Origin of the sequence: Janthinobacterium sp. SUN100 (genome assembly GCF_030397705.1) — a bacterium.
In the GTDB taxonomy this organism is placed as follows: domain Bacteria; phylum Pseudomonadota; class Gammaproteobacteria; order Burkholderiales; family Burkholderiaceae_D; genus Janthinobacterium; species Janthinobacterium kumbetense.
In genome coordinates, this window is sequence record NZ_JAPUBU010000001.1 from 2,288,455 (window position 1) to 2,311,083 (window position 22,629).

General features: G+C 59.2%; 24 protein-coding genes. 10 read left to right on the top strand and 14 right to left on the bottom strand.

Annotated features, from left to right (window positions below):
* The first annotated feature begins 3 nt into the window (after positions 1-3).
* Genes O0881_RS10070 through O0881_RS10085 form a run of 4 tightly spaced genes read left to right on the top strand, consistent with a single transcriptional unit; the run spans position 4 to position 4,359 of the window.
* Positions 4-1,371 (top strand): CpaF family protein, encoded by a 1,368-nt coding sequence (locus O0881_RS10070; RefSeq protein ID WP_099379045.1) that lies wholly within the window; start codon positions 4-6, stop codon positions 1,369-1,371.
* 10 nt (positions 1,372-1,381) lie between these two features.
* Positions 1,382-2,356, top strand: coding sequence for a type II secretion system F family protein (locus O0881_RS10075; RefSeq protein WP_099666902.1), 975 nt, complete (start codon positions 1,382-1,384; stop codon positions 2,354-2,356).
* Between the two features lie 19 nt (positions 2,357-2,375).
* Positions 2,376-3,323: a type II secretion system F family protein gene (locus O0881_RS10080; RefSeq protein WP_289911140.1), complete on the top strand. Its 948-nt coding sequence runs from the start codon at positions 2,376-2,378 to the stop codon at positions 3,321-3,323.
* Positions 3,324-3,336: 13 nt separating this feature from the next.
* Positions 3,337-4,359, top strand: coding sequence for a LytR C-terminal domain-containing protein (locus O0881_RS10085; RefSeq protein WP_289911141.1), 1,023 nt, complete (start codon positions 3,337-3,339; stop codon positions 4,357-4,359).
* Positions 4,360-4,367: 8 nt separating this feature from the next.
* Here the strand turns inward: O0881_RS10085 and O0881_RS10090 are convergent, their stop codons facing one another.
* The 3 genes from O0881_RS10090 to edd form a co-directional block, all read right to left on the bottom strand.
* Positions 4,368-4,880 (bottom strand): Rhs element Vgr protein, encoded by a 513-nt coding sequence (locus O0881_RS10090; protein ID WP_289911143.1) that lies wholly within the window; start codon positions 4,878-4,880, stop codon positions 4,368-4,370.
* Between the two features lie 62 nt (positions 4,881-4,942).
* The gene (gene eda, locus O0881_RS10095) at positions 4,943-5,572 is read right to left on the bottom strand and encodes a bifunctional 4-hydroxy-2-oxoglutarate aldolase/2-dehydro-3-deoxy-phosphogluconate aldolase (RefSeq protein ID WP_099666898.1); all 630 of its coding nucleotides are present in this window, start codon (positions 5,570-5,572) and stop codon (positions 4,943-4,945) included.
* 3 nt (positions 5,573-5,575) lie between these two features.
* Positions 5,576-7,489, bottom strand: coding sequence for a phosphogluconate dehydratase (gene edd, locus O0881_RS10100; RefSeq protein ID WP_289911145.1), 1,914 nt, complete (start codon positions 7,487-7,489; stop codon positions 5,576-5,578).
* Positions 7,490-7,825: 336 nt separating this feature from the next.
* On the opposite strand from edd, the gene pgi reads away from it, so the two are divergent.
* Together pgi and O0881_RS10110 are read left to right on the top strand one after the other, a co-directional pair.
* Positions 7,826-9,490, top strand: coding sequence for a glucose-6-phosphate isomerase (pgi, locus tag O0881_RS10105; protein ID WP_289911147.1), 1,665 nt, complete (start codon positions 7,826-7,828; stop codon positions 9,488-9,490).
* Between the two features lie 14 nt (positions 9,491-9,504).
* A complete protein-coding gene (locus O0881_RS10110) occupies positions 9,505-10,401 on the top strand; it encodes an SMP-30/gluconolactonase/LRE family protein (protein ID WP_289911148.1) in 897 nt (298 codons plus the stop codon).
* Positions 10,402-10,471: 70 nt separating this feature from the next.
* Here the strand turns inward: O0881_RS10110 and O0881_RS10115 are convergent, their stop codons facing one another.
* Entirely contained in the window at positions 10,472-11,425 is a 954-nt protein-coding gene (locus O0881_RS10115) for a chemotaxis protein (RefSeq protein ID WP_070281275.1), read from the bottom strand.
* A 171-nt stretch (positions 11,426-11,596) separates the two neighbouring features.
* On the opposite strand from O0881_RS10115, the gene O0881_RS10120 reads away from it, so the two are divergent.
* From O0881_RS10120 to O0881_RS10130, 3 genes are all read left to right on the top strand, one after another.
* On the top strand, positions 11,597-11,890 hold the full coding sequence (locus O0881_RS10120; RefSeq protein ID WP_289911149.1) for a hypothetical protein: 294 nt from the start codon (positions 11,597-11,599) through the stop codon (positions 11,888-11,890).
* Positions 11,891-11,986: 96 nt separating this feature from the next.
* On the top strand, positions 11,987-13,459 hold the full coding sequence (gene zwf, locus O0881_RS10125) for a glucose-6-phosphate dehydrogenase (RefSeq protein WP_034750861.1): 1,473 nt from the start codon (positions 11,987-11,989) through the stop codon (positions 13,457-13,459).
* A 211-nt stretch (positions 13,460-13,670) separates the two neighbouring features.
* Positions 13,671-14,525: an SIS domain-containing protein gene (locus O0881_RS10130; RefSeq protein ID WP_034750862.1), complete on the top strand. Its 855-nt coding sequence runs from the start codon at positions 13,671-13,673 to the stop codon at positions 14,523-14,525.
* Positions 14,526-14,688: 163 nt separating this feature from the next.
* Here O0881_RS10130 and O0881_RS10135 read toward each other — a convergent pair whose 3' ends face one another.
* Complete coding sequence (locus tag O0881_RS10135) at positions 14,689-15,309, bottom strand: DUF3304 domain-containing protein (RefSeq protein WP_289911151.1); 621 nt, start codon at positions 15,307-15,309, stop codon at positions 14,689-14,691.
* On the opposite strand from O0881_RS10135, the gene O0881_RS10140 reads away from it, so the two are divergent.
* Positions 15,308-15,547, top strand: a complete 240-nt coding sequence (locus tag O0881_RS10140; protein WP_289911153.1) for a hypothetical protein — start codon at positions 15,308-15,310, stop codon at positions 15,545-15,547. The two genes, O0881_RS10135 and O0881_RS10140, sit on opposite strands and share 2 nt — an antisense overlap.
* A gap of 141 nt (positions 15,548-15,688) precedes the next feature.
* Here O0881_RS10140 and O0881_RS10145 read toward each other — a convergent pair whose 3' ends face one another.
* The 9 genes from O0881_RS10145 to O0881_RS10185 all read right to left on the bottom strand — a co-directional run bounded on the left by O0881_RS10145 (position 15,689) and on the right by O0881_RS10185 (position 22,618).
* The gene (locus O0881_RS10145) at positions 15,689-16,312 is read right to left on the bottom strand and encodes a DUF3304 domain-containing protein (protein ID WP_289911154.1); all 624 of its coding nucleotides are present in this window, start codon (positions 16,310-16,312) and stop codon (positions 15,689-15,691) included.
* Between the two features lie 10 nt (positions 16,313-16,322).
* A complete protein-coding gene (locus O0881_RS10150) occupies positions 16,323-16,646 on the bottom strand; it encodes a hypothetical protein (RefSeq protein WP_289911155.1) in 324 nt (107 codons plus the stop codon).
* A 45-nt stretch (positions 16,647-16,691) separates the two neighbouring features.
* Entirely contained in the window at positions 16,692-17,315 is a 624-nt protein-coding gene (locus O0881_RS10155) for a DUF3304 domain-containing protein (RefSeq protein WP_289911156.1), read from the bottom strand.
* 83 nt (positions 17,316-17,398) lie between these two features.
* On the bottom strand, positions 17,399-17,668 hold the full coding sequence (locus tag O0881_RS10160; protein WP_289911157.1) for a DUF2235 domain-containing protein: 270 nt from the start codon (positions 17,666-17,668) through the stop codon (positions 17,399-17,401).
* 27 nt (positions 17,669-17,695) lie between these two features.
* The gene (locus O0881_RS10165) at positions 17,696-18,319 is read right to left on the bottom strand and encodes a DUF3304 domain-containing protein (RefSeq protein ID WP_289911158.1); all 624 of its coding nucleotides are present in this window, start codon (positions 18,317-18,319) and stop codon (positions 17,696-17,698) included.
* 374 nt (positions 18,320-18,693) lie between these two features.
* Positions 18,694-19,317, bottom strand: coding sequence for a DUF3304 domain-containing protein (locus O0881_RS10170; protein ID WP_289903941.1), 624 nt, complete (start codon positions 19,315-19,317; stop codon positions 18,694-18,696).
* Positions 19,318-19,384: 67 nt separating this feature from the next.
* On the bottom strand, positions 19,385-21,556 hold the full coding sequence (locus O0881_RS10175) for a DUF2235 domain-containing protein (RefSeq protein WP_289911159.1): 2,172 nt from the start codon (positions 21,554-21,556) through the stop codon (positions 19,385-19,387).
* 4 nt (positions 21,557-21,560) lie between these two features.
* On the bottom strand, positions 21,561-22,016 hold the full coding sequence (locus tag O0881_RS10180; protein ID WP_289911160.1) for a DUF3304 domain-containing protein: 456 nt from the start codon (positions 22,014-22,016) through the stop codon (positions 21,561-21,563).
* A 146-nt stretch (positions 22,017-22,162) separates the two neighbouring features.
* Positions 22,163-22,618 (bottom strand): DUF3304 domain-containing protein, encoded by a 456-nt coding sequence (locus O0881_RS10185; protein WP_289911161.1) that lies wholly within the window; start codon positions 22,616-22,618, stop codon positions 22,163-22,165.
* Positions 22,619-22,629 lie beyond the last annotated feature (11 nt).

Sequence of the window (22,629 nt, forward strand, 5' to 3'; positions counted from 1 at the left end):
ACCATGACTGCCGAAAAACTCACCCTGCGGGACCGACTGGGCTATGCCCAGGATGACGCCAGCCTGAATGACGATGCCGCGCACCAAGGCGCATCGAGCCAGAGCTACCAGCAACTCAAGCACCGCACCCACCAGGCGCTGCTCGACCGCGTCGACCTGGAGGGCATGCAGCGCCTGTCGCGCGAACAGATCCGCGAAGAACTGAAAATCCTCGTCAGCGACGTGCTCACGGAAGACAATGTGGTGATCAACGAGCTGGAACGGCGCTCGCTGATCCGCGACATCCAGGACGAGGTGCTCGGCTTCGGCCCGCTCGAACCGCTGCTGGCCGATCCCGGCGTGTCCGATATCCTCGTCAACACCTACCGCCAGGTGTATGTCGAACGCCATGGCCGCCTGGAGCTGAGCGACGTCTGCTTCACCGACGACGCTCACCTGATGAAAATCATCGACAAGATCGTCTCGCGCGTGGGCCGGCGCATCGATGAATCGAGCCCCATGGTCGATGCGCGCCTGCCCGACGGTTCGCGCGTCAACGCCATCATCCCGCCGCTGGCCATCGACGGCCCCGTGATGTCGATCCGCCGCTTCTCGGCCCAGCCCCTGCGCCTGGCCGACCTGATGCTCAAGCACAGCCTGACGGAGGAAATGAGCACCACCCTGCAGGCGCTGGGCAAGGCCAAGGTCAACATCCTGATCTCGGGCGGCACGGGCAGCGGCAAGACCACCATGCTCAATGCGATTTCCGGCTTCATCAGCACGGCCGAACGCATCGTCACCATCGAGGACGCGGCCGAACTGCAGATGCAGCAGCCGCACGTGGTGCGCCTGGAAACGCGGCCCGCGAACATCGAGGGCAAGGGCGAAGTGACGCAGCGGGCGCTGGTGCGCAACGCGCTGCGCATGCGTCCCGACCGCATCATCCTGGGCGAGGTGCGCGGCGCCGAGGCGCTCGACATGCTGGGCGCCATGAACACGGGCCACGAAGGCTCGATGGCCACCATCCACGCGAACACCCCGCGCGATGCGCTGACGCGGCTGGAAAACATGATCAGCATGGCCTCAGCGGGCCTGCCCGTGAAAGCCATGCGCCAGCAGATCAGTTCCGCCATCAGCGTGGTGGTGCAGGTGGCGCGCCTGACGGACGGCAAGCGCAAGATCATTTCGATCCAGGAGATCACGGGCATGGAAGGCGAGATGATCACCATGCAGGAAATCTTCACCTTCCGCCAGACGGGCATCGGCGAGGACGGCACGGTGCAGGGGCACTTCCATGCCAGCGGCGTGCGGCCGCATTTCCTGGAACGCCTGCGCGCCTTCGGCATCAGCCTGCCGGAAACCCTGTTCGATCCCGCCCGCCAGTACCATTAAGGGGAGCATCATGGACTATCTCTATTACGTATTCGCCATCCTCACCTTCATCGCCGTGGTGCTGCTGATCGAGGGACTGTACCTGGCGTGGAACACGTCGCGCGGACCGGAAGCGGAACGGGTCGCGCGCCGCCTGCGCATCATGTCGGCCGGCGCACATGGCGACGCGGGCAGTTCGATGATCAAGAAGCGCCTGCTGAGCGACACCCCGGCCCTGCAGCGCGTGCTGCTCAGCGTGCCCCGCGTGCATGCGCTCGACCGCCTGCTGGAACAGTCGGGCCTGAGCTGGAGCGTGGCCAGCTTCGCCGGCGTGATGCTGGCCTCGGCCGGCGCGGCGTTTTTGCTGCTCAGCTACTTCGCCGTGCCGTGGCTGCTGCGCCTGCCCCTGGTGGCCGGCGCGGCCCTGCTGCCGCTGCTGGTGGTCTTGCGCGCCAAGGCCAAGCGCCTGCAGCGCATCGAGCAGCAATTGCCCGATGCGCTGGACCTGATGGCGCGCGCCCTGCGCGCCGGCCATGCCTTTCCCACCGCCCTGAAAATGGTCGGCGATGAAATGAACGCGCCGCTGGCCGTGGAATTTCGCGCCACCTTCGACGAAGTCAATTTCGGCATCGCCATGCAGGATGCCCTGATGAACCTGGCCACGCGCGTGCCCAGCACGGACTTGCGCTACTTCGTCATCGCCGTACTGATCCAGCGCGAAACGGGCGGCAACCTGGCCGAACTGCTCGACAGCATCAGCCGCATCATCCGCGAGCGCATCAAGCTGCTGGGACAGGTGCGCGTGCTGTCGGCCGAAGGCCGGCTGTCGGCCTGGATCCTGTCGCTGCTGCCGTTCGGCGCGGCGGCCATGATCCACCTGACCAATCCGCAGTTCCTGGAAATGCTGTTCGTCGACCCGGGCGGACGCAAGATGCTCGTCGGCGCCCTGCTGCTGATGGTGTGCGGCGTCCTGGTCATGCGCAGTATCATCCGCATCCGTGTCTGAGCCCGCAAGGAGAATCCTCATGAACCCCGTCCATTTCGCCTTCCTCGCCCTGCTCTTCATTGCCGTCTTCGGCACCGTGCTGGTGGCCATGCGCAGCTTTGCACCCGATCCCTTGCGCCAGCGCATGGACAACGCCACCGGCAAGAGCGCGGCGGCGCCTGGCGCCTCCGCACCCAGCCCCTGGCTGGCGCGTATGGTGCGCCTGAGCGGCCCCCTGGCCAAACTGTCTCTTCCCGACCAGGGCTGGGAAGGCTCCGTGATGCGCCGGCGCTTCATGAATGCCGGCTTGCGCCAGGCGTCGGCGCCCATCCTGTTCTTTTCCGCCAAGACCATGCTGGCCATCGGCCTGCCCCTGCTGCTGTTCCTGGGACTGAGCGCCTCAGGCAGCCAGATGGCGGGCAAGGCACTGCTGTTCTGGCTCCTGATCGTCGCCGCCATCGGCTACTACCTGCCCAATATTGTCCTGGCGCAAATGATCAAGCGGCGCCAGCGCGATATCTTCGAAAGCTTTCCCGATGCGCTGGACTTGATGACGGTGTGCGTGGAAGCGGGCCTGGCCATGGATGCGGCGCTGGCCAGGGTAGCGTCCGAAATCGCGCTGAAAAGCACCGTGCTGGCCGAGGAACTCCACCTGGTGATGCTGGAACTACGCGCCGGCAACACCAAGGAGCGGGCGCTGCGCAACCTGGCCCTGCGCACGGGCGTCGAGGATGTCGACGCGCTGGTGGCCATGCTGATCCAGGCCGAGCGCTTCGGCACCAGCATCGCCGCCTCGCTGCGCGTGCAGTCGGACCAGCTGCGCACCAAGCGCCGCCAGATGGCCGAGGAAGAAGCGGCGAAGATCGCCCTCAAGCTGCTGTTTCCGCTGATCTTTTTCATCTTCCCGTCGCTGCTGGTCGTCCTGATGGGACCAGCCTTCCTGCAAATTTACCGCGTGCTCCTGCCCAGCATGGGCAGCGGCAACTGACCGGAGAACCGCCATGTCACAGCACACCACCCTGATGCTCATGCTCGCCTGCGCCGGCCTGCTGCCCGCCTGCGGCCACCTGCCCGGCCCGGCCAGCCAGAGCAGTCACGCTGCGCCGCCCCAGGCGCGCATCGATGACAGCGCCGCCACCCGCACCACGGCGTTCTGCAAGCTGGGCAAGCGCCTGCAGGAACTGGGCGATCAGCGCGCGGCGCTGGCGGCGTACCGCGAAGCCCTGCTGCTGACACCCGACTCGGCCGATGCACGCAATGGCGCCGCCGTGCTGCACGCGCAGCTGGGCCAGCTGGAAACGGCCCGCACCATGTTGCAGGCGCTGGCACAGGAGGCGCCGACGGCCAGGACCTACAACAACCTCGGCTACGTGCTGTATCTGCAGGGCGATTACGCGCAGGCGGCAAGCGTGCTGCGCCAGTCGCTGCAGCTCGACAACGGCCAGCAGCCGGCGCGCGCCAATCTGGAGCTGGCCATCGCGGCGCTGGCGCGCAGCATCGGCACGGTGGATGTGGCCGATGCGGGCGATGCCGCCACGCAGTCCCTCGCGCCCGACCTGGCGCCAGCGGCGCCTGCCAGCCGTTTGCAACTGACGCAATTGCAGCCGAATATCTTCGCGCTGAGCTGGCGCGATGCTCCCGTGGCGGCGCGCGCCGCCTTGCCCGCTCCGGCAAAAACGGTGGCGCCGGCGGCGCCGCTGCCACGGCTGGAAGTCATCAACGGCAATGGCGAAACGGGGATGGCGGCGCGCATGCGCGGCATGCTGGGCGGCATGGGCATCAGCGTGCTGCGGCTAGGCAACCAGCGGCCATACGGCGTCCAGGCCAGCAGCATCGTCTACCGGCCCGGCCATGCGCAAGCCGCCGCCACCCTCGCCCTCGCCTTGGGCGGCATGCCGCAACTACAAGCGTCTGATGACAGCGGCATCGGCACGGGCGCCGACCTGCGTTTATTGCTGGGCAAGGATGCGGCGGCCAGCCTGCGCGCACCGGATGCGCGCCTGGCATCGAACACGGTACCGTGACGGCGGCATCAGCGCGGCAGCAGGCGGCGGTCGGCGGGATCGAGCAGGAAGCCCTGCAGGATCTCCTGCAGTTGCGGCAACTTCGCCACGTAGGCGGGGATGCCCAGCTGGCACGCGCCGAAGTAGTGGGCGATGAGGTCGCCCTGCTGTTCCATGTTGAAGTCGGACAGGACGCCGCCCGCCTGCGCGTCGTAGCGGTAGGCGCGCTGCCGGATGTAGCCGCCGCACAGCGCCAGCAACACGCCATGCAGCAGCACGCTGTAGCCGAGCTGGTATTGCCACACATGCACCATCTCGTGGATGAAGAACAGCTTGCCGCCGTTGCCTTCGCGGGAAAAATCGTCGCGGTACTGGGCCGGCATGAAGTGCAGGCTGCCGCGCGGCGTCATCGCCGTGTTCTGGTCCTGCAAGCCGAACGGTAAAAAGGAGCCGCGCACGACGCGCACGCGCGCGTAGTCGATGGCGCCCTGGAAGACGCTGCGGGCCATGGCGGTTTCGCCGATGGTGAGGGGGCGGCGCAAGACGCGCATAAGAAGAGGAGAAGAAAGCGCGGCAAGCGGGAAGCCTGCCGCGCCGGAGCCGCTTACGCTGAGCGCAGGCCGCTGGCCGCTTTCGCGATTTCCGTGATGCGGTCCCAGTTACCGGCCGCGATCGCGTCTTTCGGCGTCAGCCACGAACCGCCCACGCAGGCGACGTTCTTGCACGCCAGGAACTGCGACGCCGTCTCTTGCGAGATGCCGCCCGTCGGGCAGAACGTGATGTCCGGCAGCGGGCCGTAAATGGCGTTGAGCATGCCGATGCCGCCCGCCGGCACGGCCGGGAACAGTTTCAGCTGCTGGAAGCCGTTTTCGCGCGCCGCCATCACTTCGCCGGGCGTCATCACGCCTGGCAGCAGGGGCAAGCCGCTGCTTTTCGCCGCCGCCACCAGCGCGGACGTCAGGCCTGGCGAGACGCCGAAGACGGCGCCCGCATCGCGCGCCTGCGCGAATTCCTCGGGACGGGTCAGGGTGCCGACGCCGACGATGGCGCCCGGCACTTCCGACATGGCGCGGATCGCTTCGAGGCCGTGCTTGGTGCGCAGGGTCACTTCCAGCACGCGGATGCCGCCCGCCACCAGCGCGCGCGCCAGCGGTACGGCGTGCTCAGGATCGTCGATCGCAATCACGGGGATCACGCTCGATGTGCGCATAATTTCCAGTAGTGTCATGGTCATCTCTTATTTCCTAGCCAAAAAGTCTTCATCGGAACCCGGTACGGTATCACCGACATTGTCGGCGTCGTGCAAGGCGACGGTGGTGGGAATCGGCGACGGCAGGCCGAAGGTGGTGGCACCCTCTTCCGCCGCGCTGACGGTGGAACGGAACATGGAAAACAGCTCGCGGCCCATGCCGATGTGGTTCGGCGACAGGTCGGCCGTGACCAGCGAGCGGGCATGCCAGACGTCGGCCGGCACCAGCGCTTCGAGCACGCCCGTGAAGGCGTCGAGGCGGATGATGTCGCCGTCGCGCACGAGGCCCAGCGGGCCGCCGGCGAGGATTTCAGGCGAGACGTGGATGGCGGCCGGCACCTTGCCCGACGCGCCCGACATGCGGCCATCGGTGACCAGCGCCACGTGACGGCCCGCATCCTGCAGGTTGGCCAGCGCCGGCGTCAGCGCATGCAATTCCGGCATGCCGTTGGCGCGCGGGCCCTGGAAGCGCAGCACGGCGACGAAGTCGCGGTCCAGCGATCCCGCCTTGTAGGCGGCCATGAAATCTTCCTGCGAATTGAACACCAGCGCCGGCGCTTCCACCGTGCGGTGCTGCGGCTTGACGGCCGACACTTTCATCACGGCGCGGCCCAGGTTACCCGCGACCAATACCATGCCGCCGTCCGGCGCGAACGGGTTCGAAGCCGGGCGCAGCACGCTTTCGTCGGCGCTGGCAGCCGGTGCATCTTTCCAGAAGACCTTGCCGTCTTCGCCCAGGAACGGTTCCATGCAGTGCGCGCGCAAGCCGTGGCCCAGGATGGTGTTGACGTCTTCGTGCAGCAAGCCCGCGTCCAGCAATTCGCGGATCAGGTAACCGGTGCCGCCGGCCGCGTGGAAATGGTTCACGTCGGCGTCGCCGTTCGGGTAGATGCGCGTGAGCATCGGCACGATGGCCGACAGCTCGTTGAAATCGTTCCAGTCGATGACGATGCCGGCCGCCTTGGCGATGGCCACCAGGTGCAAGGTATGGTTGGTCGAACCGCCAGTGGCCAGCAAGCCCACGACGGCGTTGACGATACATTTCTCGTCGACAATATGGCCGACTGGCAAGTAATTGGCGCTTTGCGCCGTGATGATGGCGGCGCGCTGGGCGGCGGCGGCGGTCAGCGCATCGCGCAGCGGCGTGTTCGGCGTGATGAAGGCGGCGCCTGGCAAATGCAGGCCCATCACTTCCATCAGCATCTGGTTGCTGTTCGCCGTACCGTAGAAGGTACAGGTGCCGGCGCCGTGGTAGGCTTTCGACTCGCCTTCGAGCAAGTCTTCACGCGTGGCCTTGCCTTGCGCATACAGCTGGCGCACCTTGGCTTTTTCCTGGTTCGACAGGCCCGACGTCATCGGACCGGCCGGCACGAAGACGGCCGGCAAGTGGCCGAAGTGCAGCGCGCCGATCAACAGGCCCGGCACGATCTTGTCGCACACGCCCAGGTACAGGGCCGAGTCGAACATATTGTGCGACAGCGCCACGGCCGTCGACATGGCGATGGTGTCGCGCGAAAACAGCGACAGTTCCATGCCCGGCTGGCCTTGCGTCACGCCATCGCACATGGCAGGCACGCCGCCGGCAAACTGGGCTACGGCGCCCACTTCGCGCACGGCTTGCTTGATAATCTGCGGGAAGCCTTCAAACGGCTGGTGCGCCGACAGCATGTCGTTGTACGAGGAAACGATCGCCACGGACGGCTTCTTGTATTCCTTCAGCGACAGCTTGTCGTTAGCGGGAAAGGCGGCAAAGCCGTGCGCCAGGTTGGTGCACGACAGGGCGCCGCGCTGCACGCCCTGGATGCGGGCAGCATCCAGGTGCGCCAGGTAGGCGCCGCGCGATGGCCGGCTGCGCGCGATGATGCGCGCTGTTACGGATTCGACTACTGGATGCAGCGCCATATGGATTTCCTTAAAAATGAGTATTTCGTGAAATTTTACTACAAAACGACGAAGAAGAAGCACTCTTGCGTGGGCCAACAACACAAATAAGCCGCGGATTGCGGCGTATCAAAGCAAACCCGGTCAATATCGCGTATCAGCACCGGCCAACCCCTCCCTTGTATACCACTGGCGCAATCGCTAAAAAAAGCACAACAAAATCAGCGTCACATCACAAACTGTAGTGAAATTACGTTTTTCTGATGTATTATTCTCACATCAACGCCGGATCCGCAGTTCGCCACCCCGAACGCGCCGCGCTCCTTTCAACCGAGACAAGCACCCAAGCCGACCGCCATGCGCCAGCCAGCACCTACTCCTGCCATCACCGCCACCGCCAGTTTCCAGTCCCTGCAAGCGCACAGCGCCAGCCTGCGCGACGTGCATCTGCGCCAGCTGTTCGCGGCCGACCCCGCGCGCTTTGCCAGCATGACGGTGGATGCGGCCGGCCTGCTGCTCGATTACTCGAAGAACCGGGTCGACGCCACCGCCATGGGCCTGCTGATGGAACTGGCCCGCGAGCGCGGCGTGGAAGCGCAGCGCGAAGCCATGTTCACTGGCGAGAAAATCAATCTTACCGAACATCGGGCCGTTCTGCATACCGCCTTGCGCGCGCCACGCGGCACGAAGCTGGTGGTCGATGGCCAGGATATCGATGCCGACGTGCAAGATGTGCTGCAACGCGTCAAGGCGTTTACGGACAAGGTGCGCAATGGCAGCTGGCTCGGCTACACGGGCAAGCCGATTTGCGACATCGTCAACATCGGCATCGGCGGCTCGGACCTGGGCCCGAAAATGGCGTGCCTGGCGCTGCGTTCCTACGCCAACCCGGGCCTGGAAATGCATTTTGTTTCCAACGTCGACGGGCACGACATGGAAGCGACCCTGTCCAGGGTCGATCCGGAAACCACCCTGTTCATCGTCGCCTCGAAAACCTTCGTTACGGCTGAAACCATGCTTAACGCCAACACGGCGCGCGCCTGGTTCCTGCTCGAAGGCGAAGAACGCGACTTGGCCAAGCATTTTGTGGCTGTCTCGACCAACACGCAAGCCATCGTCGACTTCGGCATTTCGCCGGACAACATGTTCCCGTTCTGGGACTGGGTCGGCGGCCGCTATTCCGTCTGGTCGTCGATCGGCCTGGCCGTGGCGCTGTCCGTCGGCTTTGAATACTTCAGCGATTTCCTCGCCGGCGCGCATGCGATGGATCAACACTTCCGCCAAGCCCCGCTGGAACAGAACATGCCCGTGGTGCTGGCCATGGTGGGCTTCTGGAACCGCCAGTTCCTCGATTGCGGCTCCGTTTCCATCGCGCCATACCACCAGGACTTGAGCCGCTTTGCTGCCTATCTGCAACAGTTGGACATGGAAAGCAACGGCAAGCGCGTCACCAAGGATGGCGTGCCCGTCGACGTGCCGACCGGCCCCGTCATCTGGGGCGATTGCGGCACGAATGCCCAGCACGCGTATTTCCAGCTGCTGCACCAGGGCACCGACATCACGCCCATCGACTTCATCGCCGCCCTGCGCGCCACGCACGATTTGCCGGGCCATCACGACGCCCTGCTGGCGAACTGCTTTGCCCAGTCGGAAGCCTTCATGACGGGCAAAACGGGCGAGGAAGTGCGTCTTGACTTGCAGGCGCAAGGCTTGCCGGACAGCGAGATCGAAGCGCTGGTGCCGCACAAGACTTTCCCCGGCAACCGCCCCAGCAATACCATTTTGATGGACCAGCTGACCCCGACCACCCTGGGCGCCCTGATCGCGCTGTACGAACACAAGACCTTCGTGCAGGGCGTCTTGTGGAATGTCAACAGTTTTGATCAGTGGGGCGTGGAACTGGGCAAGGTGCTGGCCAAGAAAATCCAGGCCGAACTGACGGGCGAAGCCCGTCCCGACCATCACGACAGCTCGACCAATGGCTTGATTGCCCTGGCGAAAGCCGCCAAGGCGGCGTATTAACTTAATTGAGGTTTATGAATATTTACGAGATCAAAGTAGTCAGCGACAAAGCCATGCAAGTGGGCGAATGCCCGCTATGGCATGGCAAGGAAGCGGCCCTGTACTGGGTCGACATCGATGGCCGCGCCGTGCACCGCTTGCACCCCGCCAGCGGCAAGCATGAACAGTGGAGCATGCCGACGGAACCGTCGGCGCTGGCCATCAACGCGGGCGGCGGCCTGGTCGTGGCCTTGCGCAGCGGCTTTGCCCACCTCGACACGAAGACGGGCAGCCTGGCGGAAATCGCCCCGGCGCCGTTCGACATGGCCACCACGCGCTTCAACGATGGCAAGGTCGATCCTGCCGGACGTTTCTGGGTCGGCACGATTTTTGAGCCGCGCAACGCCGATGCGGCAGAAATGTTCGTGCTGGAAAAGGGCCATGTGCGCAAGGTCTGGTCGGGCGGCATGACAGTATCGAACGGCCTGGGCTTTTCCCCGGACAAGCGCACCATGTACCACTCGGATACCACCACACACCGCATCGACCGCTTCGATTTCGACGCGGCGAGTGGAGCCATTTCCGCGCCGCAACCATTCCAGCGTTTTTCCACGGACAAGAAAGCCTTTGATTACGGCGGGCGCCCCGATGGCGCGGCCGTCGACAGCGAAGGCAATTACTGGTCGGCCATGTTTGAAGGCGGCAAGATCTTGCGCTTCGCCCCCGATGGTCATCTGCTGGGCGAAATCGCCGTGCCCGTGCGCTGCCCCACCATGGTGACGTTCGGCGGCCCGGACCTGCGCACCCTGTACATCACCAGCGCCAGCCATAACCGCTCGGCCGAGGAAATTGCCAACTACCCTTTGAGCGGCCACGTGCTGTCCGTGCGCGTGGACGTGGCGGGACAGCCGGAACACCTGTATCAGGCGTAATCGTTTGCCCGCATAAAAAAGCGCCGGACCCTCGCGGGTACCGGCGCTTTTTCACATGCGAGCGCGCAAATCAGCGCGCCAGCACTTTACGGATCGTCTCCGCCAGTTCAGCCGCCACAAACTTGGCGACATAACCATCGGCGCCCACGCCCTTGACGTGGTCTTCGTTGGTCGAACCCGTCAGCGACGAGTGGATCACCACGGGGATGTTGGCGAAGCGGCCATCGTTCTTGATGTTGCGCGTCAGGGTAAAGCCATCCATTTCCGGCATTTCCAGGTCGGTCAGCACCAGCGCGACCTTGTCTTTCGCCGTCTTGCCTTCCGTGGCGGCCTGGGCCGAGATCGCCTGCAGGCGCTCCCACGCTTCCTTGCCCGTCTTGGTCATGATGAAAGGCACGCCCATCGCTTCGAGGCCCTTTTCGATCAGCGAGCGGGCCAGCGAGGAATCGTCGGCCGCGAGGATCACGGCGCCGGCCGGCAAGCGCACTTGCGGGCCGATGCTGTTCTCGTCCACATCCGGGTCGCCCGACGGCAGCACGTTGCGCAGGATTTGTTCCACGTCAAGCACTTGGGCCAGGCGTGTCTTGTCCGTGTCGCCATCGAGGCGCGCGATGCTGGTGACGAGGCCGCCGCCGACGCTCGATTCGGCCGACAGCACCTGATTCCATTCCAGGCGCACGATTTCATCGACCTCTTCCACGGCAAACGCCTGTGTCGAGCGGGCAAATTCGGTCACCATCAGGATCTTCAAGCCATTGCTCTTGCAGCCGACCGCCATCGGCAAGTCGATCACAGGCACGATTTGGCCACGGATGTTGACCACGCCCAGCATGTGGGGGTGCGAACCGGCTACGGCCGTGATGGCCGGCATTTCCATGATTTCACGGACTTTGAACACATTGATGCCGAATAGTTCGCGGCTGGTCGAGTGATCACTGGTGCCCAGCTTGAACAGGAACAGTTCGAATTTATTATTGCCTGTCAGGCTGGTGCGTTCATCGACATCTTGCTGCATTGAATTCATTGTGTCCCCTTGAGCCGTCTTGTAAAGTTAAGTCGCCTGCCCTGATGCTGCGGACAGTGCGGACTGCACGTCGCATGGACGTCGGATGGCGGGTTCGGGGCATGGCCGGCGCTAGCGGTGCAGTGTATATCGTACAATTTCTTACAACCAATAGTTGCTATCGATTCGAGCTTGAATTATACGGTTTTTTACTTTCTTCAAAGCTACTTTACGCTGCCAACAGCGATCCTGACAGTATTTCTTGATTTGCTTGTTGCTACAGCGCAAATGATGATGGAGAGAATCGAAAATTTCCCTGGCAACCATGGTTGCTTTGAAAAGCCAATGAAAAGCGGGACGCTGCGCCGGCGCCGGCGAACGGCATATAATGGCCATGCCGGCATCGCTGGCATGCATACCGGGCAAAATGGCGACGGCAGCGGAGGGAATGTAGTAAAATTTCTTGCAATTGCCTGTTCTACGTAGTAAATTTACACCATCGATTATAGTAGCGACAGACTGGCACTTCCGGTCGGCTTCCTCCCCGCTCCGGCCCTTTTACTTTTGCGACGACACTCACTTATGGCACTTACCGATTTTGACCTGGTCCTGTTTGGCGGCAGCGGCGATTTAGCAATGCGCAAGTTGTTGCCTGCAATGTATGCGCGCGACGTCGCGAACGATTTGCCGCCGACGGCGCGCATCATCTGTGTGGGCCGCCAGGACAGCGGCCAGGATGCCTTCCTGAAAATGGTAGAGACCAACTCGCGTCCCCACATCAAGGCCAGCACCCTGAATGCCGCCACCTGGAGCAAGTTCTGCGCGCGCATCGTGTATGTGTCGCTCAACGCCAGCGATGCGGCCACGTACGCGCCGCTGGTCGAAGCGCTGCGCGGCGATGCCGACCTGACGCGCGTGTACTACCTGGCAACGCCGCCGCATTTGTTCGCCCTCATCTGCGACAACCTGGAAGACAACGGCCTGGTGACGCCGAATTCGCGCGTGGTCCTGGAAAAACCGCTGGGCCGCGACCTGGCCAGCGCCAAGCAGATCAATGCCGAAGTGGGCAAGGTCTTCCAGGAATCGCAGATCTACCGCATCGACCATTACCTGGGCAAGGAAACCGTGCAGAACTTGCTGGCCCTGCGCTTCGGCAACATCCTGTTCGAACCGCTGTGGCGCCGCGAATGGATTTCCGACGTACAGATCACCATCGCCGAAAAGCTGGGCGTGGGCAACCGCATGGGTTACTACGACACCTCGGGCGCGCTGCGCGACATGCTGCAAAACCACCTGCTGCAACTGCTGTGCATCGTCGCCATGGAACCGCCGACCTCGATCGCGCCGGACGCCGTGCGCGATGAAAAACTGCAAGTGTTGCGCTCGCTGAAAAAATTCACGCCCACCACCCTAGCGCAGAACATCGTGCGCGGCCAGTACCGCGCCGGCCACGTCGATGGCGCCACCGTGCCGAGCTACCGCGACGAGCCGGATGCGCCGGAACACTCGCGCACCGAAACCTTCGTTGCCCTGAAGGCGGAAATCGACACCTGGCGCTGGGCAGGCGTGCCGTTCTACCTGCGCACGGGCAAGCGCATGGCTGACAGCCTGGCCGAGATCGTCGTGCGTTTCAAGCAGATTCCGCACTCGATCTTCAACCAGCCGACGTCCAGCTTCCAGCCGAACTGCCTGGTGATCCGCTTGCAGCCGGACGAAGGCTTGCGCATGAACCTGATGGCGAAAACCCCGGGCGACGGCATGCGTCTGAAACCGGCGGAACTGGAACTCGATTTCCGCGAATCGTTCAAGACCCCGCGCATGGACGCCTACGAGCGCCTGCTGCTCGACGTCCTGCGCGGCCAGCTGACCCTGTTCATGCGCGGCGACGAACTGGAAGCGGCCTGGGAATGGGTCGAGCCGATTCTCGACAACTGGGAACAGAACGACAGCGCGCCGATTCCCTACACGGCCGGCACCTGGGGCCCCGCGGCCGCCAGCGCCCTGATCGGCCGCGATGGCTTGCAGTGGCGTGAAGAGGCGCTTCCTGAAGACTAGTTTGGAAGCGCAAGGAGTCTGGCCTTGCAAGGCCAGACCGTTACGCAGGCGTGGAGCGGTGCTCCACGAAACCCCTGCTTCACCCCTGCCAGAAGACTAGTTTGGCAACGCAAGGAGCCTGCCCATGCATGGACAGGCCGTTACGCAGGTGCGGAGCGGTGCTCCGCGAAACCCCTGCTTCACCCCTGCCAGAAGATAGAAGACTAATTTAATGCTGCTTGATTCCATCCGCACCCAGCTCGATTCGCTCTCCAAATCGGAGAAGAAGGTTGCCCTGGCCGTGCTTGACCAGCCTAACCAGACGGTCAGCCAGAACATCACGGCGCTGGCGAAAAGCGCGCAGGTGTCGGAACCGACCGTGGTGCGCTTTTGCCGCACCCTGGGCTACGACGGCTGGCATGAATTCAAGCTGAAGCTGGCGCAGGGCCTGGCCCTGGCCATGCCGGGCGCGAACGAGCAGCCGGCGCAGGACGACCTGGCTGCCGACTTGGTGAATAAAATCTGCAGCCGCTCGATCAACACCCTGCTCGACCTGCGCAACAACCTGAACCCGGAAGCGATCCAGCGCGCGCTCGACATCCTGTCGCGCGCCAGCAAGATCGAATTCTATGGCCAGGGCACGTCGGGTATCGTGGCGGCCGACGCGCAGCACAAGTTCTTCCGCTCGGGCGTGCCGACGGTGGCTTACAGCGACCCGAACATCCACAGCATCGCCGCAGCGCTGCTGCGCGGCGGCGACTGCCTGGTGGCCATCTCGCAGCGCGGCAACAGCCCCGCCTTGGTCCGCTCGGTGAAACTGGCGCGCCGCGGCGGCGCCGACGTCGTCGTGCTGGCCCCATCGGGCACGCCGCTGGCCGACCTGGCGACTGTCCTGATCCCGATAGACCTGGTCTTCAACACCGACCCCTACACCCCGATTTCCGCGCGTCTGGCCTACCTGGTGGTGATCGACGTGCTGGCCGTGGGCCTGGCCCTGCAACGGGGACCGGAGTTCCGCAAGAAGATGCAGAACGCGCAGAAGGCGCTGCAGGAATTCGACATGCAGTTCGACTCCTTCATCGGCTGATCCCCCCATCGGCTCCAGCCTCGCTGGAGCCTCTGCTTTGCGCGATAGGCATCAAGGCATATTAATTTCACAATTTCTTTCATCTCAACAGTTCCGTCAAAAAAAACGGTCCTTGTCAGATGGATCAATTTTGTCAACAGAATAGCTTTCGGCTAAAAAGCAGTCATGGATTTCCTTCCAGACTTTGGATGAGTTTTCTTTGGAATTCAATAATTTCTTGAGTCTCCTTTATATCTTCAACTGACAAAATATTGATGTCACGTAACAACACCCTTTCCAACGTAAGTAAGGTCGCTTTTTCCCTCTTCAATTTTTGTCTGCGACGCTCATCCCGATACTCCTTCGTCGGCACCGGATACCCCTTGATTTTTCCCGGCCACTCCGGCCGGCTCGGTCCGTAAAGCGACGCCACGGCGCCCACGCTGCCATCTTCATAGACGATCAGCCAGATATCACCTCCCTTCCCATCCGGATACGGTGGAATGCTGACCGTCTCGCGATGAAAGGTCGGGTCCGGGGACAGCTGATAGACCACCACCACCTTCAAATCCGCATGCCACTTTTCCGGCACGCTGAAACAGCATATCGATCCGCCCTGCCCGTATGGACGGATCGAATCGCCACCGCCGCCGCTGTTGGTATTGCCGGGATTTTCAACCGCGATGTAATCGACTTCGCGCGGAGAATAATTCAGCGCCTGAATGCTCGCAGCCATGGCGATGCCGGGTAAACACGCGGCCAGCAAGAGGCCTCGCCAGCAATGGTGCTTGAGTAAGGTATTCATGATTTCATCCCTATGCATCAATGCCAAGACTCAGCGCGCGTACCTTGGCGCCATTGCTAACGGTCAGTTGCGCATCCAGTTTGCATTGCCAAACGTCACTGCCATGCGTATCTTTACCACCGGGAAATGCACGATACAAGCGCGCCACATTACTATGAGAATGAAATGCCATATCCCGTTTCATATTATTATTGGTGCCGTCGAAAAAGAAGTCGAAAAACAGATTGACATCACATGACGAAGGGAAACCTGGAAGTGGGCATTCACGATCAATTGCAAAATCACTAAGAACTTGTTTTTCATTTTTCGCGTCAAAAAAACAATGAAATCAGAAGGGTCATTTTTTATGGCTGGATAAATATCAACCAAAAAAAAGCAGTCATTTATCATTTTCCTCAAGAAAATTAATAAGCTTTTTACTATATTCAATTGCCCCCTTCAATCTCATCAACTCTACAGGAGTTAGGTCGCTCACATCACCATCTAATGCATTCTCCATAGAATGTAGAGCAGCCTTTTCTCTTTTTATCTTTTCCTTGCGGCGCTCGTCCCGATACTCCTTCGTCGGCACCGGATACCCCTTGATTTTTCCCGGCCACTCCGGCCGGCTCGGTCCGTAATGCGACGCCACGGCGCCCACGCTGCCATCTTCATAGACGATCAGCCAGATATCACCTCCCTTCCCATCCGGATACGGTGGAATGCTGACCGTCTCGCGATGAAAGGTCGGGTCCGGGGACAACTGATAGACCACCACCACCTTCAAATCCGCATGCCACTTTTCCGGCACGCTGAAACAGCATATCGATCCGCCCTGCCCGTATGGACGGATCGAATCGCCACCGCCGCCGCTGTTGGTATTGCCAGGATTTTCAACCGCGATGTAATCGACTTCGCGCGCAGAATAATTCAGCGCCTGAATGCTCGCAGCCATGGCGAGGCCGGGTAAACACGCGGCCAGCAAGAGGCCTCGCCAGCAATGGTGCTTGAGTAAGGTACTCATGATTTCATCCCTATGCATCAATGCCAAGACTCAGCGCGCGTGCCTTGACGCCATTGTTAACGGTCAGTTGCGCATCCAGTCTGCATTGCCAAACGTCACTGCCATGCGTATCTTCATCGCCAGGAAATGCACGATACAAGCGCGCCACATTGCTGTACGAGTGAAGCGCCACATCCCGCTCCATATTATTGTTGGTGCCGTCGAAGAAGAAGCCGGAAAATAGATTCGCCTCGCATGAGGGAGGAAATCCTATGGAAGGGCATTCTCTTTTTTCAGTAATTTTTTCAATTTTTGACAGTTCTTTTTGCCTGTCAAAAAACTGAATTAAACCCAATGGGTCGTTTTTATTAGCGGGATAAATATCAGCAAAAAAATGCCGTCATGGTTTTATATCCTCAAGATATCTTATAAGACTTTTCTTTCGCTCAATTGAATCTTTAATACCAATAATCTGATCATTTGACAACGCACTAGTATCCTCTGTCAAACCCTTCTCCATAGCGTTCAACCAAGCCTTTTCTCTTTTTATCTTTTCCTTTCGACGCTCATCCCGATACTCCTTCGTCGGCACCGGATACCCCTTGATTTTTCCCGGCCACTCCGGCCGGCTTGGTCCGTAAAGCGACACCACGGCACCCACGCTGCCATCTTCATAGACGATCAGCCAGATATCACCTCCCTTCCCATCCGGATACGGTGGAACACTGACCGTCTCGCGATGAAAGGTTGGGTCCGGGGACAACTGATAGACCACCACCACCTTCAAATCCGCATGCCACTTTTCCGGCACGCTGAAACAGCATATCGATCCGCCCTGCCCGTATGGACGGATCGAATCGCCACCGCCACCGCTGTTGGTATTGCCAGGATTTTCAACCGCGATGTAATCGACTTCGCGTGAAGAATAATTCAGCGCCTGAATGCTCGCGGCCATGGCGACGTCGGGTAAGCATGCGGCCAGCAAAAGACCTCGCCATAGTTGGCTCTTGAGTAACGTATTCATGGTTATATTCCTATGCATAAATGGCCAAGAATCAGCGCGCGTGCCTTGACGCCCTTACTAACGTTCAGTTGCGTATCCAGTTTTCATAGCCAAACGTCACTGCCATGCGTATCTTCATCGCCAGGAAATGCACGATACAAGCGCGCCACATTGCTGTGCGAGTGAAACGCCACATCCTGCTCCATATTATTGTTGGTGCCGTCGAAGAAGAGGCTGAAAAACAGATTGACATCACATGGGGGAGGGAAACCGGGAAGTGGGCACTCACGCTTCTTCATAAGTTCTATAATTTCATCCATTTCATTAATTCCGTCAAAAAAAATGGTCCTTGTCAGATGGATCAGCTTTATCAACAGAATAGCTTTCGGCTAAAAAATCTGTCATCGCACATCCCCCTCTAAACTCTGGACAATTTTTTTTTGAAAATCAATAATTTCTTTTTTTTCTTTTATCTTTTCGTCTGACAAGGTATAAAAATCACGCAACAATCTTTTTTCCAAAAAATCGAGTGTATTTCTCTCTCTCTTTAGTTTATCCTTGCGGCGTTCATCCCGATACTCCTTCGTCGGCACCGGATACCCCTTGATTTTTCCCGGCCACTCCGGCCGGCTCGGTCCGTAATGTGACGCCACGGCTCCCACGCTGCCATCTTCATAGACAATCAGCCAGATATCACCTCCCTTCCCATCCGGATACGGCGGAACACTGACCGTTTCGCGATGCAGGGTTGGGTCCGGGGACAACTGATAGACCACCACCACCTTCAAATCCGCATGCCACTTTTCCGGTACGCTGAAACAGCATATCGATCCGCCCTGACCGTATGGACGGATCGAATCGCCACCGCCGCCGCTGTTGGGATTGCCGGGATTTTCAACCGCGATGTAATCGACTTCGCGCGAAGAATAATTCAGCGCCTGAATGCTCGCGGCCATGGCGACGCCGGGTAAGCATGCAGCCAGCAAAAGACCTCGCCATAGTTGTCTCTTGAGTAACGCATTCATGGTTTCCCCCTATGCATCAATGCCAAGACTCAGCGCGCGTGCCTTGACGCCATTGTTAACGGTCCGTTGCGCATCCAGTTTGCATTGCCAAACGTCACTGCCATGCGTATCTTCATCGCCAGGAAATGCACGATACAAGCGCGCCACATTGCTGTGCGAGTGAAACGGCACGTCCCGCTCCATATTATTGTTGGTGCCGTCAAAAAAGAAACCGAAAATTGGATTCGCATCGCATCTAGGGGAAAGCCTGGGGTGGGAAATTCCCTTTTTTGACTAAATCACCTAATATTTTCAGTTCTGTCTCGTCATCAAAAAACTTAGATGAATCTGCTGACTCATTTTTTCAGCAGAATAACTAGCAGCAAAAAATTCAGTCATGGATGCATTCCCTCAAGGCTCTGAATGAGTTTCTTCTTATATTCAATTACATCCTTTAATTCATCAATTTCAGTGGCCGTCATCTTATTACTATTACGTTCCAATCCTTTTTCCATAGTATCTAACCATTTTCTTTCCAATTCTATTTTTGCCTTACGACGCTGTGCCTGATACTCCTTCGTCGGCACTGGATACCCCTTGATTTTTCCCGGCCACTCCGGCCGGCTCGGTCCGTAAAGCGACACCACGGCGCCCACGCTGCCATCTTCATAGACAATCAGCCAGATATCACCTCCCTTCCCATCCGGATACGGTGGAACACTGACCGTCTCGCGATGAAAGGTCGGGTCCGGGGACAACTGATAGAGCACCACCACCTTCAAATCCGCATGCCACTTTTCCGGCACGCTGAAACAGCATATCGATCCGCCCTGCCCGTATGGACGGATCGAATCGCCACCGCCGCCACTGTTGGGATTGCCAGGATTTTCAACCGCGATGTAATCGACTTCGCGCGCAGAATAATTCAGCGCCTGAATGCTCGCGGCCATGGCGACGCCGGGTAAACATGCAGCCAGCAAGAGGCCTCGCCAGCAATGGTGCTTGAGCAACGTCGTCATGATGTCATCGCTATCTATAAAATCGCCAAATGAATCTACCCGGCTCCAGCCGCGCTGAAATCACGCTCTATGCGAGCGCCTCGATCCGCGTTGCATAGCGCTGCTGCGCCAGGTAAATCTCTTCATCGGCTTTGGCTTGCGCAATATCCTGTGTTAAGTTTTCACTCCACACGAATTTTTCGGGTGTTTCTTCCGCCTGGATGCCGGCCGTCGGCATGCGTTGCAGTTCCTTCTCGTGCACGCTTTTCCGGAAAAAGCCGCTTTGCGGGTAGTAGCCACGGCGCAAGATATAGCCGCCACCCTCGCGACGCGTATAGGTTTGCGTGGTGATCACCGCACTGCGCATGTCGGCGCTGTCGGCATCCGTACGGATTGGGTAGGGGGTGCCGTACTGCGCTTCCTTGACCAGTGCGTCCTCTTCCGGCGTCAATGCTTCGCCATTCTTCTGTTTCAATTGCGCAACTTCGGTCTTTCGGCTCAGTTCATACGCGCGTTTATAAAAGCCTTCTTCAGGTGGTTTATCGGCGAACGAGGCGATCTTGGCCCGTTTATCGTATTCCGTCACTTCGCCCGCCATATAAAATCCGGCTAGAGAATCATGTACATAGTCGTCAAAAAAACGCATCACTTCGGGCGGCAGTGGTTTGGGGTGATCGAATATGTCGAGCGCCCAAGCTTCCCAGTCATCCAGCGGTGTATGATTTTGCGCGCGATAGTATTGCCAGTGATTGATGCGCGCAATATCCCGGGCGCTGAACGGTTTATCCTCATCGCCATGCCGAAAGGCTTTGCGTGCGCGCAGCGCTTCCAGATCGCCTGCCAGCAAGCGGTTGTAGGAACCCAGATCCTCCCGCTCTTGCGCGTTGGCCGCCTTGAAGCTGGCCGTGGCTTCCAGGGTCTTGACGCGCACGGCGCGCCAGCGGTAATACAGCTCCATATGCTTGCTCAGCAAGGCGCCTTGCTTGTTAAGCGCGGCGGTATATGCTTCCCATGCCTTGGCAAGCTCTTGACTGACCTGGAAATCATCTCGGTCCGTTGCCTCCAGTTCGCTAAACGGTATCAAAGGCACTCCCTTGAGGCGCGCCTCCTTGAACATATGCGCCAGCGGGATTTGCGACAACAAGGCCGCTTGTCCGCCGCGTCCCTTTCCCTGCTCACCCGGACCATAGCCGCCTCCCACGTCGGAGTGCACGCCAGGAAAATACACTTCCTCGATTTTCCCTTCCAAGCGTGTAACGGGGAAATTCATGCGCTGCTCATGCGTGGCAATGCAATGCAAGCCTGCCTGAACGCAGCGAGGCAGCGGCTTGAGCAATTCATTGGCCCAGGCCCAATGGCCATCGAACATCGCGCCAGGCGCGATCGTGGTTTTCGCGACAGACGCCGAACTGCCCACGGTTGCCACCGTGTCAAAGACGCCAAGAAAATCGATGCTGGCCGGAATGCCGGCAAACTCCTGCCCCTCACCTTTGCCCGGCGTGAGCAAATCGGCAAACAGCTGGCAGAATGCCACCGCCTCGGCGGCGCCCCGCGAAAAACCGAATACGGACAGGGTCAGCGATGGAATATGCGGTTTCGGCTGTGCCGCGATCGCGGCTTTTAACTTTTCGATATGCTCAGCGAACCAGTCCGAGTGTGTCATGAAGCGTTCCCTGCCAGTTAAGGGATGCGGTACCTTTTTGTGGCCTACGGCATTATCATAAGTACGTGCGAACTCGCCGGCTTGATCATCTTTATATAATGGATTTCCTTTTCCATCAATAATTGCATGCAATGAATTTATAACCTGCAACAGCCCCCATATAATGCGCGGCTGCCCCCCTTTGGCAAATGCCTTCCCTTCGTCCGATTCAGTCAACTCACCGATTTCCTTAAATGGCGTTCCCACGCCAGGAATATAATATCGAAAATAACCGGCACCCCGCTTATCAGATGGAAAACTCGAAAATAGCCGCGCCACATTGCTATGGCTGGCACTATTGGGGTCGACCACAACATTAGCTATAGGAATGGGCTTTTTTGTTCTTGGATCGAGCACACCTGTCCTAACCCCATTCCTATCGCGCTCCAGATTATTATTGGTTCCATCAAAGAAAAGTCCAACCCTCACTGGAATACTGCACGGCGCGCCATCTTTATTAGCACATGCCTCCTTCGCAATTTTTGATTGTTCTTTCGTCGACGGGTTCAAAAAAAAATCGACGGGAAACGGTGCGGAATTGGGAGTTTCGCTGATCATGATATCAAGGAATATTGGCAGGTTTTCCGGAATGAAAAATAGGATGATTTTTACTATGGCCGTCCACATTTGACACAACCACTCTCACCTCGTCATTGGGAAAAAAATGCATATAGATATCTCCTGGCCTATCATATTTTTCCACTTCCACCATTTTTTCTTTGACAATATGAGTATGTTCTTCTGGCATATCCCACCGCACCCGAACCATCATTCCCGGATACCACACTCTCGGGATAGAGGTGCAACAGATTTCTGCCCCTCCCGCTCCCCACCTGGCCATGTTGGCGCCTCCGGCCCCATCCACCGACGCGGAGTAAATGAAATTCCCGGTATGATTCACAATACCCACCTGCGCTGTCGCGGTAGGACTTGGGCCAGCTTGCTCAGCCTGCCTGGCCTTAAACGCGCAGCCGCTCAGCAGCAAGGCCGCACCAAGATAAATAATCCATTTCATCATTTGCACCTTATAAAAAATGCTACGCCATTTTTCATTTTACTGCCACATATAACAATAGAAAACATAGAACTCCCACGCGTCGCAAATGGTTTAAGAAAAACCAGGAAAATGTGCAAGAGTGGAGTTTCATTGATCGCAATAAACCTCTAAGGATTTATATTTCCCGGCTTTCCATAGTGACGTATTGGATGAGCAGTGCTATATCCGGGATAAACTGAAACCACAACCCTAACTTCGTCGTTTGGAAAAAAATGGATATAAATACTTCCTGTTTCATCGTATTTTTCCACTTCCACCATTTTTTCTTTGACAATATGCGTATGTTCTTCTGGCATATCCCACCGCACCAGAACCATCATTCCCGGATACCACACTCTCGGGATAGAGGCGCAACAGATTTCTGCCCCCCCCGCCCCCCATCTGGCCATATTGGCTCCTCCCGCCCCATCCACTGACGCGGAATAAATATACTTCCCCGTATGGTTGACAATACCCACCTGCGCCGTCGCGGTAGGACTTGGGCCAACTTGCTCAGCCTGCCTGGCCTTGAGGGCGCAGCCGCTCAGCAGCAAGGCCGTGCCAAGATACATAATCCATTTCATGATTTTCCTTT

Coding starts and splice junctions, on each gene's coding strand:
- eda (WP_099666898.1), bottom strand. CDS start 5,572: ATGACCATGACACTACTGGAAATTATGCGCACATCGAGCGTGATCCCC.
- O0881_RS10085 (WP_289911141.1), top strand. CDS start 3,337: ATGTCACAGCACACCACCCTGATGCTCATGCTCGCCTGCGCCGGCCTG.
- O0881_RS10170 (WP_289903941.1), bottom strand. CDS start 19,317: ATGACGACGTTGCTCAAGCACCATTGCTGGCGAGGCCTCTTGCTGGCT.
- O0881_RS10130 (WP_034750862.1), top strand. CDS start 13,671: ATGCTGCTTGATTCCATCCGCACCCAGCTCGATTCGCTCTCCAAATCG.
- O0881_RS10145 (WP_289911154.1), bottom strand. CDS start 16,312: ATGAGTACCTTACTCAAGCACCATTGCTGGCGAGGCCTCTTGCTGGCC.
- O0881_RS10165 (WP_289911158.1), bottom strand. CDS start 18,319: ATGAATGCGTTACTCAAGAGACAACTATGGCGAGGTCTTTTGCTGGCT.
- edd (WP_289911145.1), bottom strand. CDS start 7,489: ATGGCGCTGCATCCAGTAGTCGAATCCGTAACAGCGCGCATCATCGCG.
- O0881_RS10155 (WP_289911156.1), bottom strand. CDS start 17,315: ATGAATACGTTACTCAAGAGCCAACTATGGCGAGGTCTTTTGCTGGCC.
- O0881_RS10110 (WP_289911148.1), top strand. CDS start 9,505: ATGAATATTTACGAGATCAAAGTAGTCAGCGACAAAGCCATGCAAGTG.
- O0881_RS10185 (WP_289911161.1), bottom strand. CDS start 22,618: ATGAAATGGATTATGTATCTTGGCACGGCCTTGCTGCTGAGCGGCTGC.
- O0881_RS10075 (WP_099666902.1), top strand. CDS start 1,382: ATGGACTATCTCTATTACGTATTCGCCATCCTCACCTTCATCGCCGTG.
- O0881_RS10180 (WP_289911160.1), bottom strand. CDS start 22,016: ATGATGAAATGGATTATTTATCTTGGTGCGGCCTTGCTGCTGAGCGGC.
- O0881_RS10115 (WP_070281275.1), bottom strand. CDS start 11,425: ATGAATTCAATGCAGCAAGATGTCGATGAACGCACCAGCCTGACAGGC.
- O0881_RS10140 (WP_289911153.1), top strand. CDS start 15,308: ATGATTTCATCCCTATGCATCAATGCCAAGACTCAGCGCGCGTACCTT.
- O0881_RS10070 (WP_099379045.1), top strand. CDS start 4: ATGACTGCCGAAAAACTCACCCTGCGGGACCGACTGGGCTATGCCCAG.
- O0881_RS10175 (WP_289911159.1), bottom strand. CDS start 21,556: ATGATCAGCGAAACTCCCAATTCCGCACCGTTTCCCGTCGATTTTTTT.
- zwf (WP_034750861.1), top strand. CDS start 11,987: ATGGCACTTACCGATTTTGACCTGGTCCTGTTTGGCGGCAGCGGCGAT.
- O0881_RS10135 (WP_289911151.1), bottom strand. CDS start 15,309: ATGAATACCTTACTCAAGCACCATTGCTGGCGAGGCCTCTTGCTGGCC.
- pgi (WP_289911147.1), top strand. CDS start 7,826: ATGCGCCAGCCAGCACCTACTCCTGCCATCACCGCCACCGCCAGTTTC.
- O0881_RS10080 (WP_289911140.1), top strand. CDS start 2,376: ATGAACCCCGTCCATTTCGCCTTCCTCGCCCTGCTCTTCATTGCCGTC.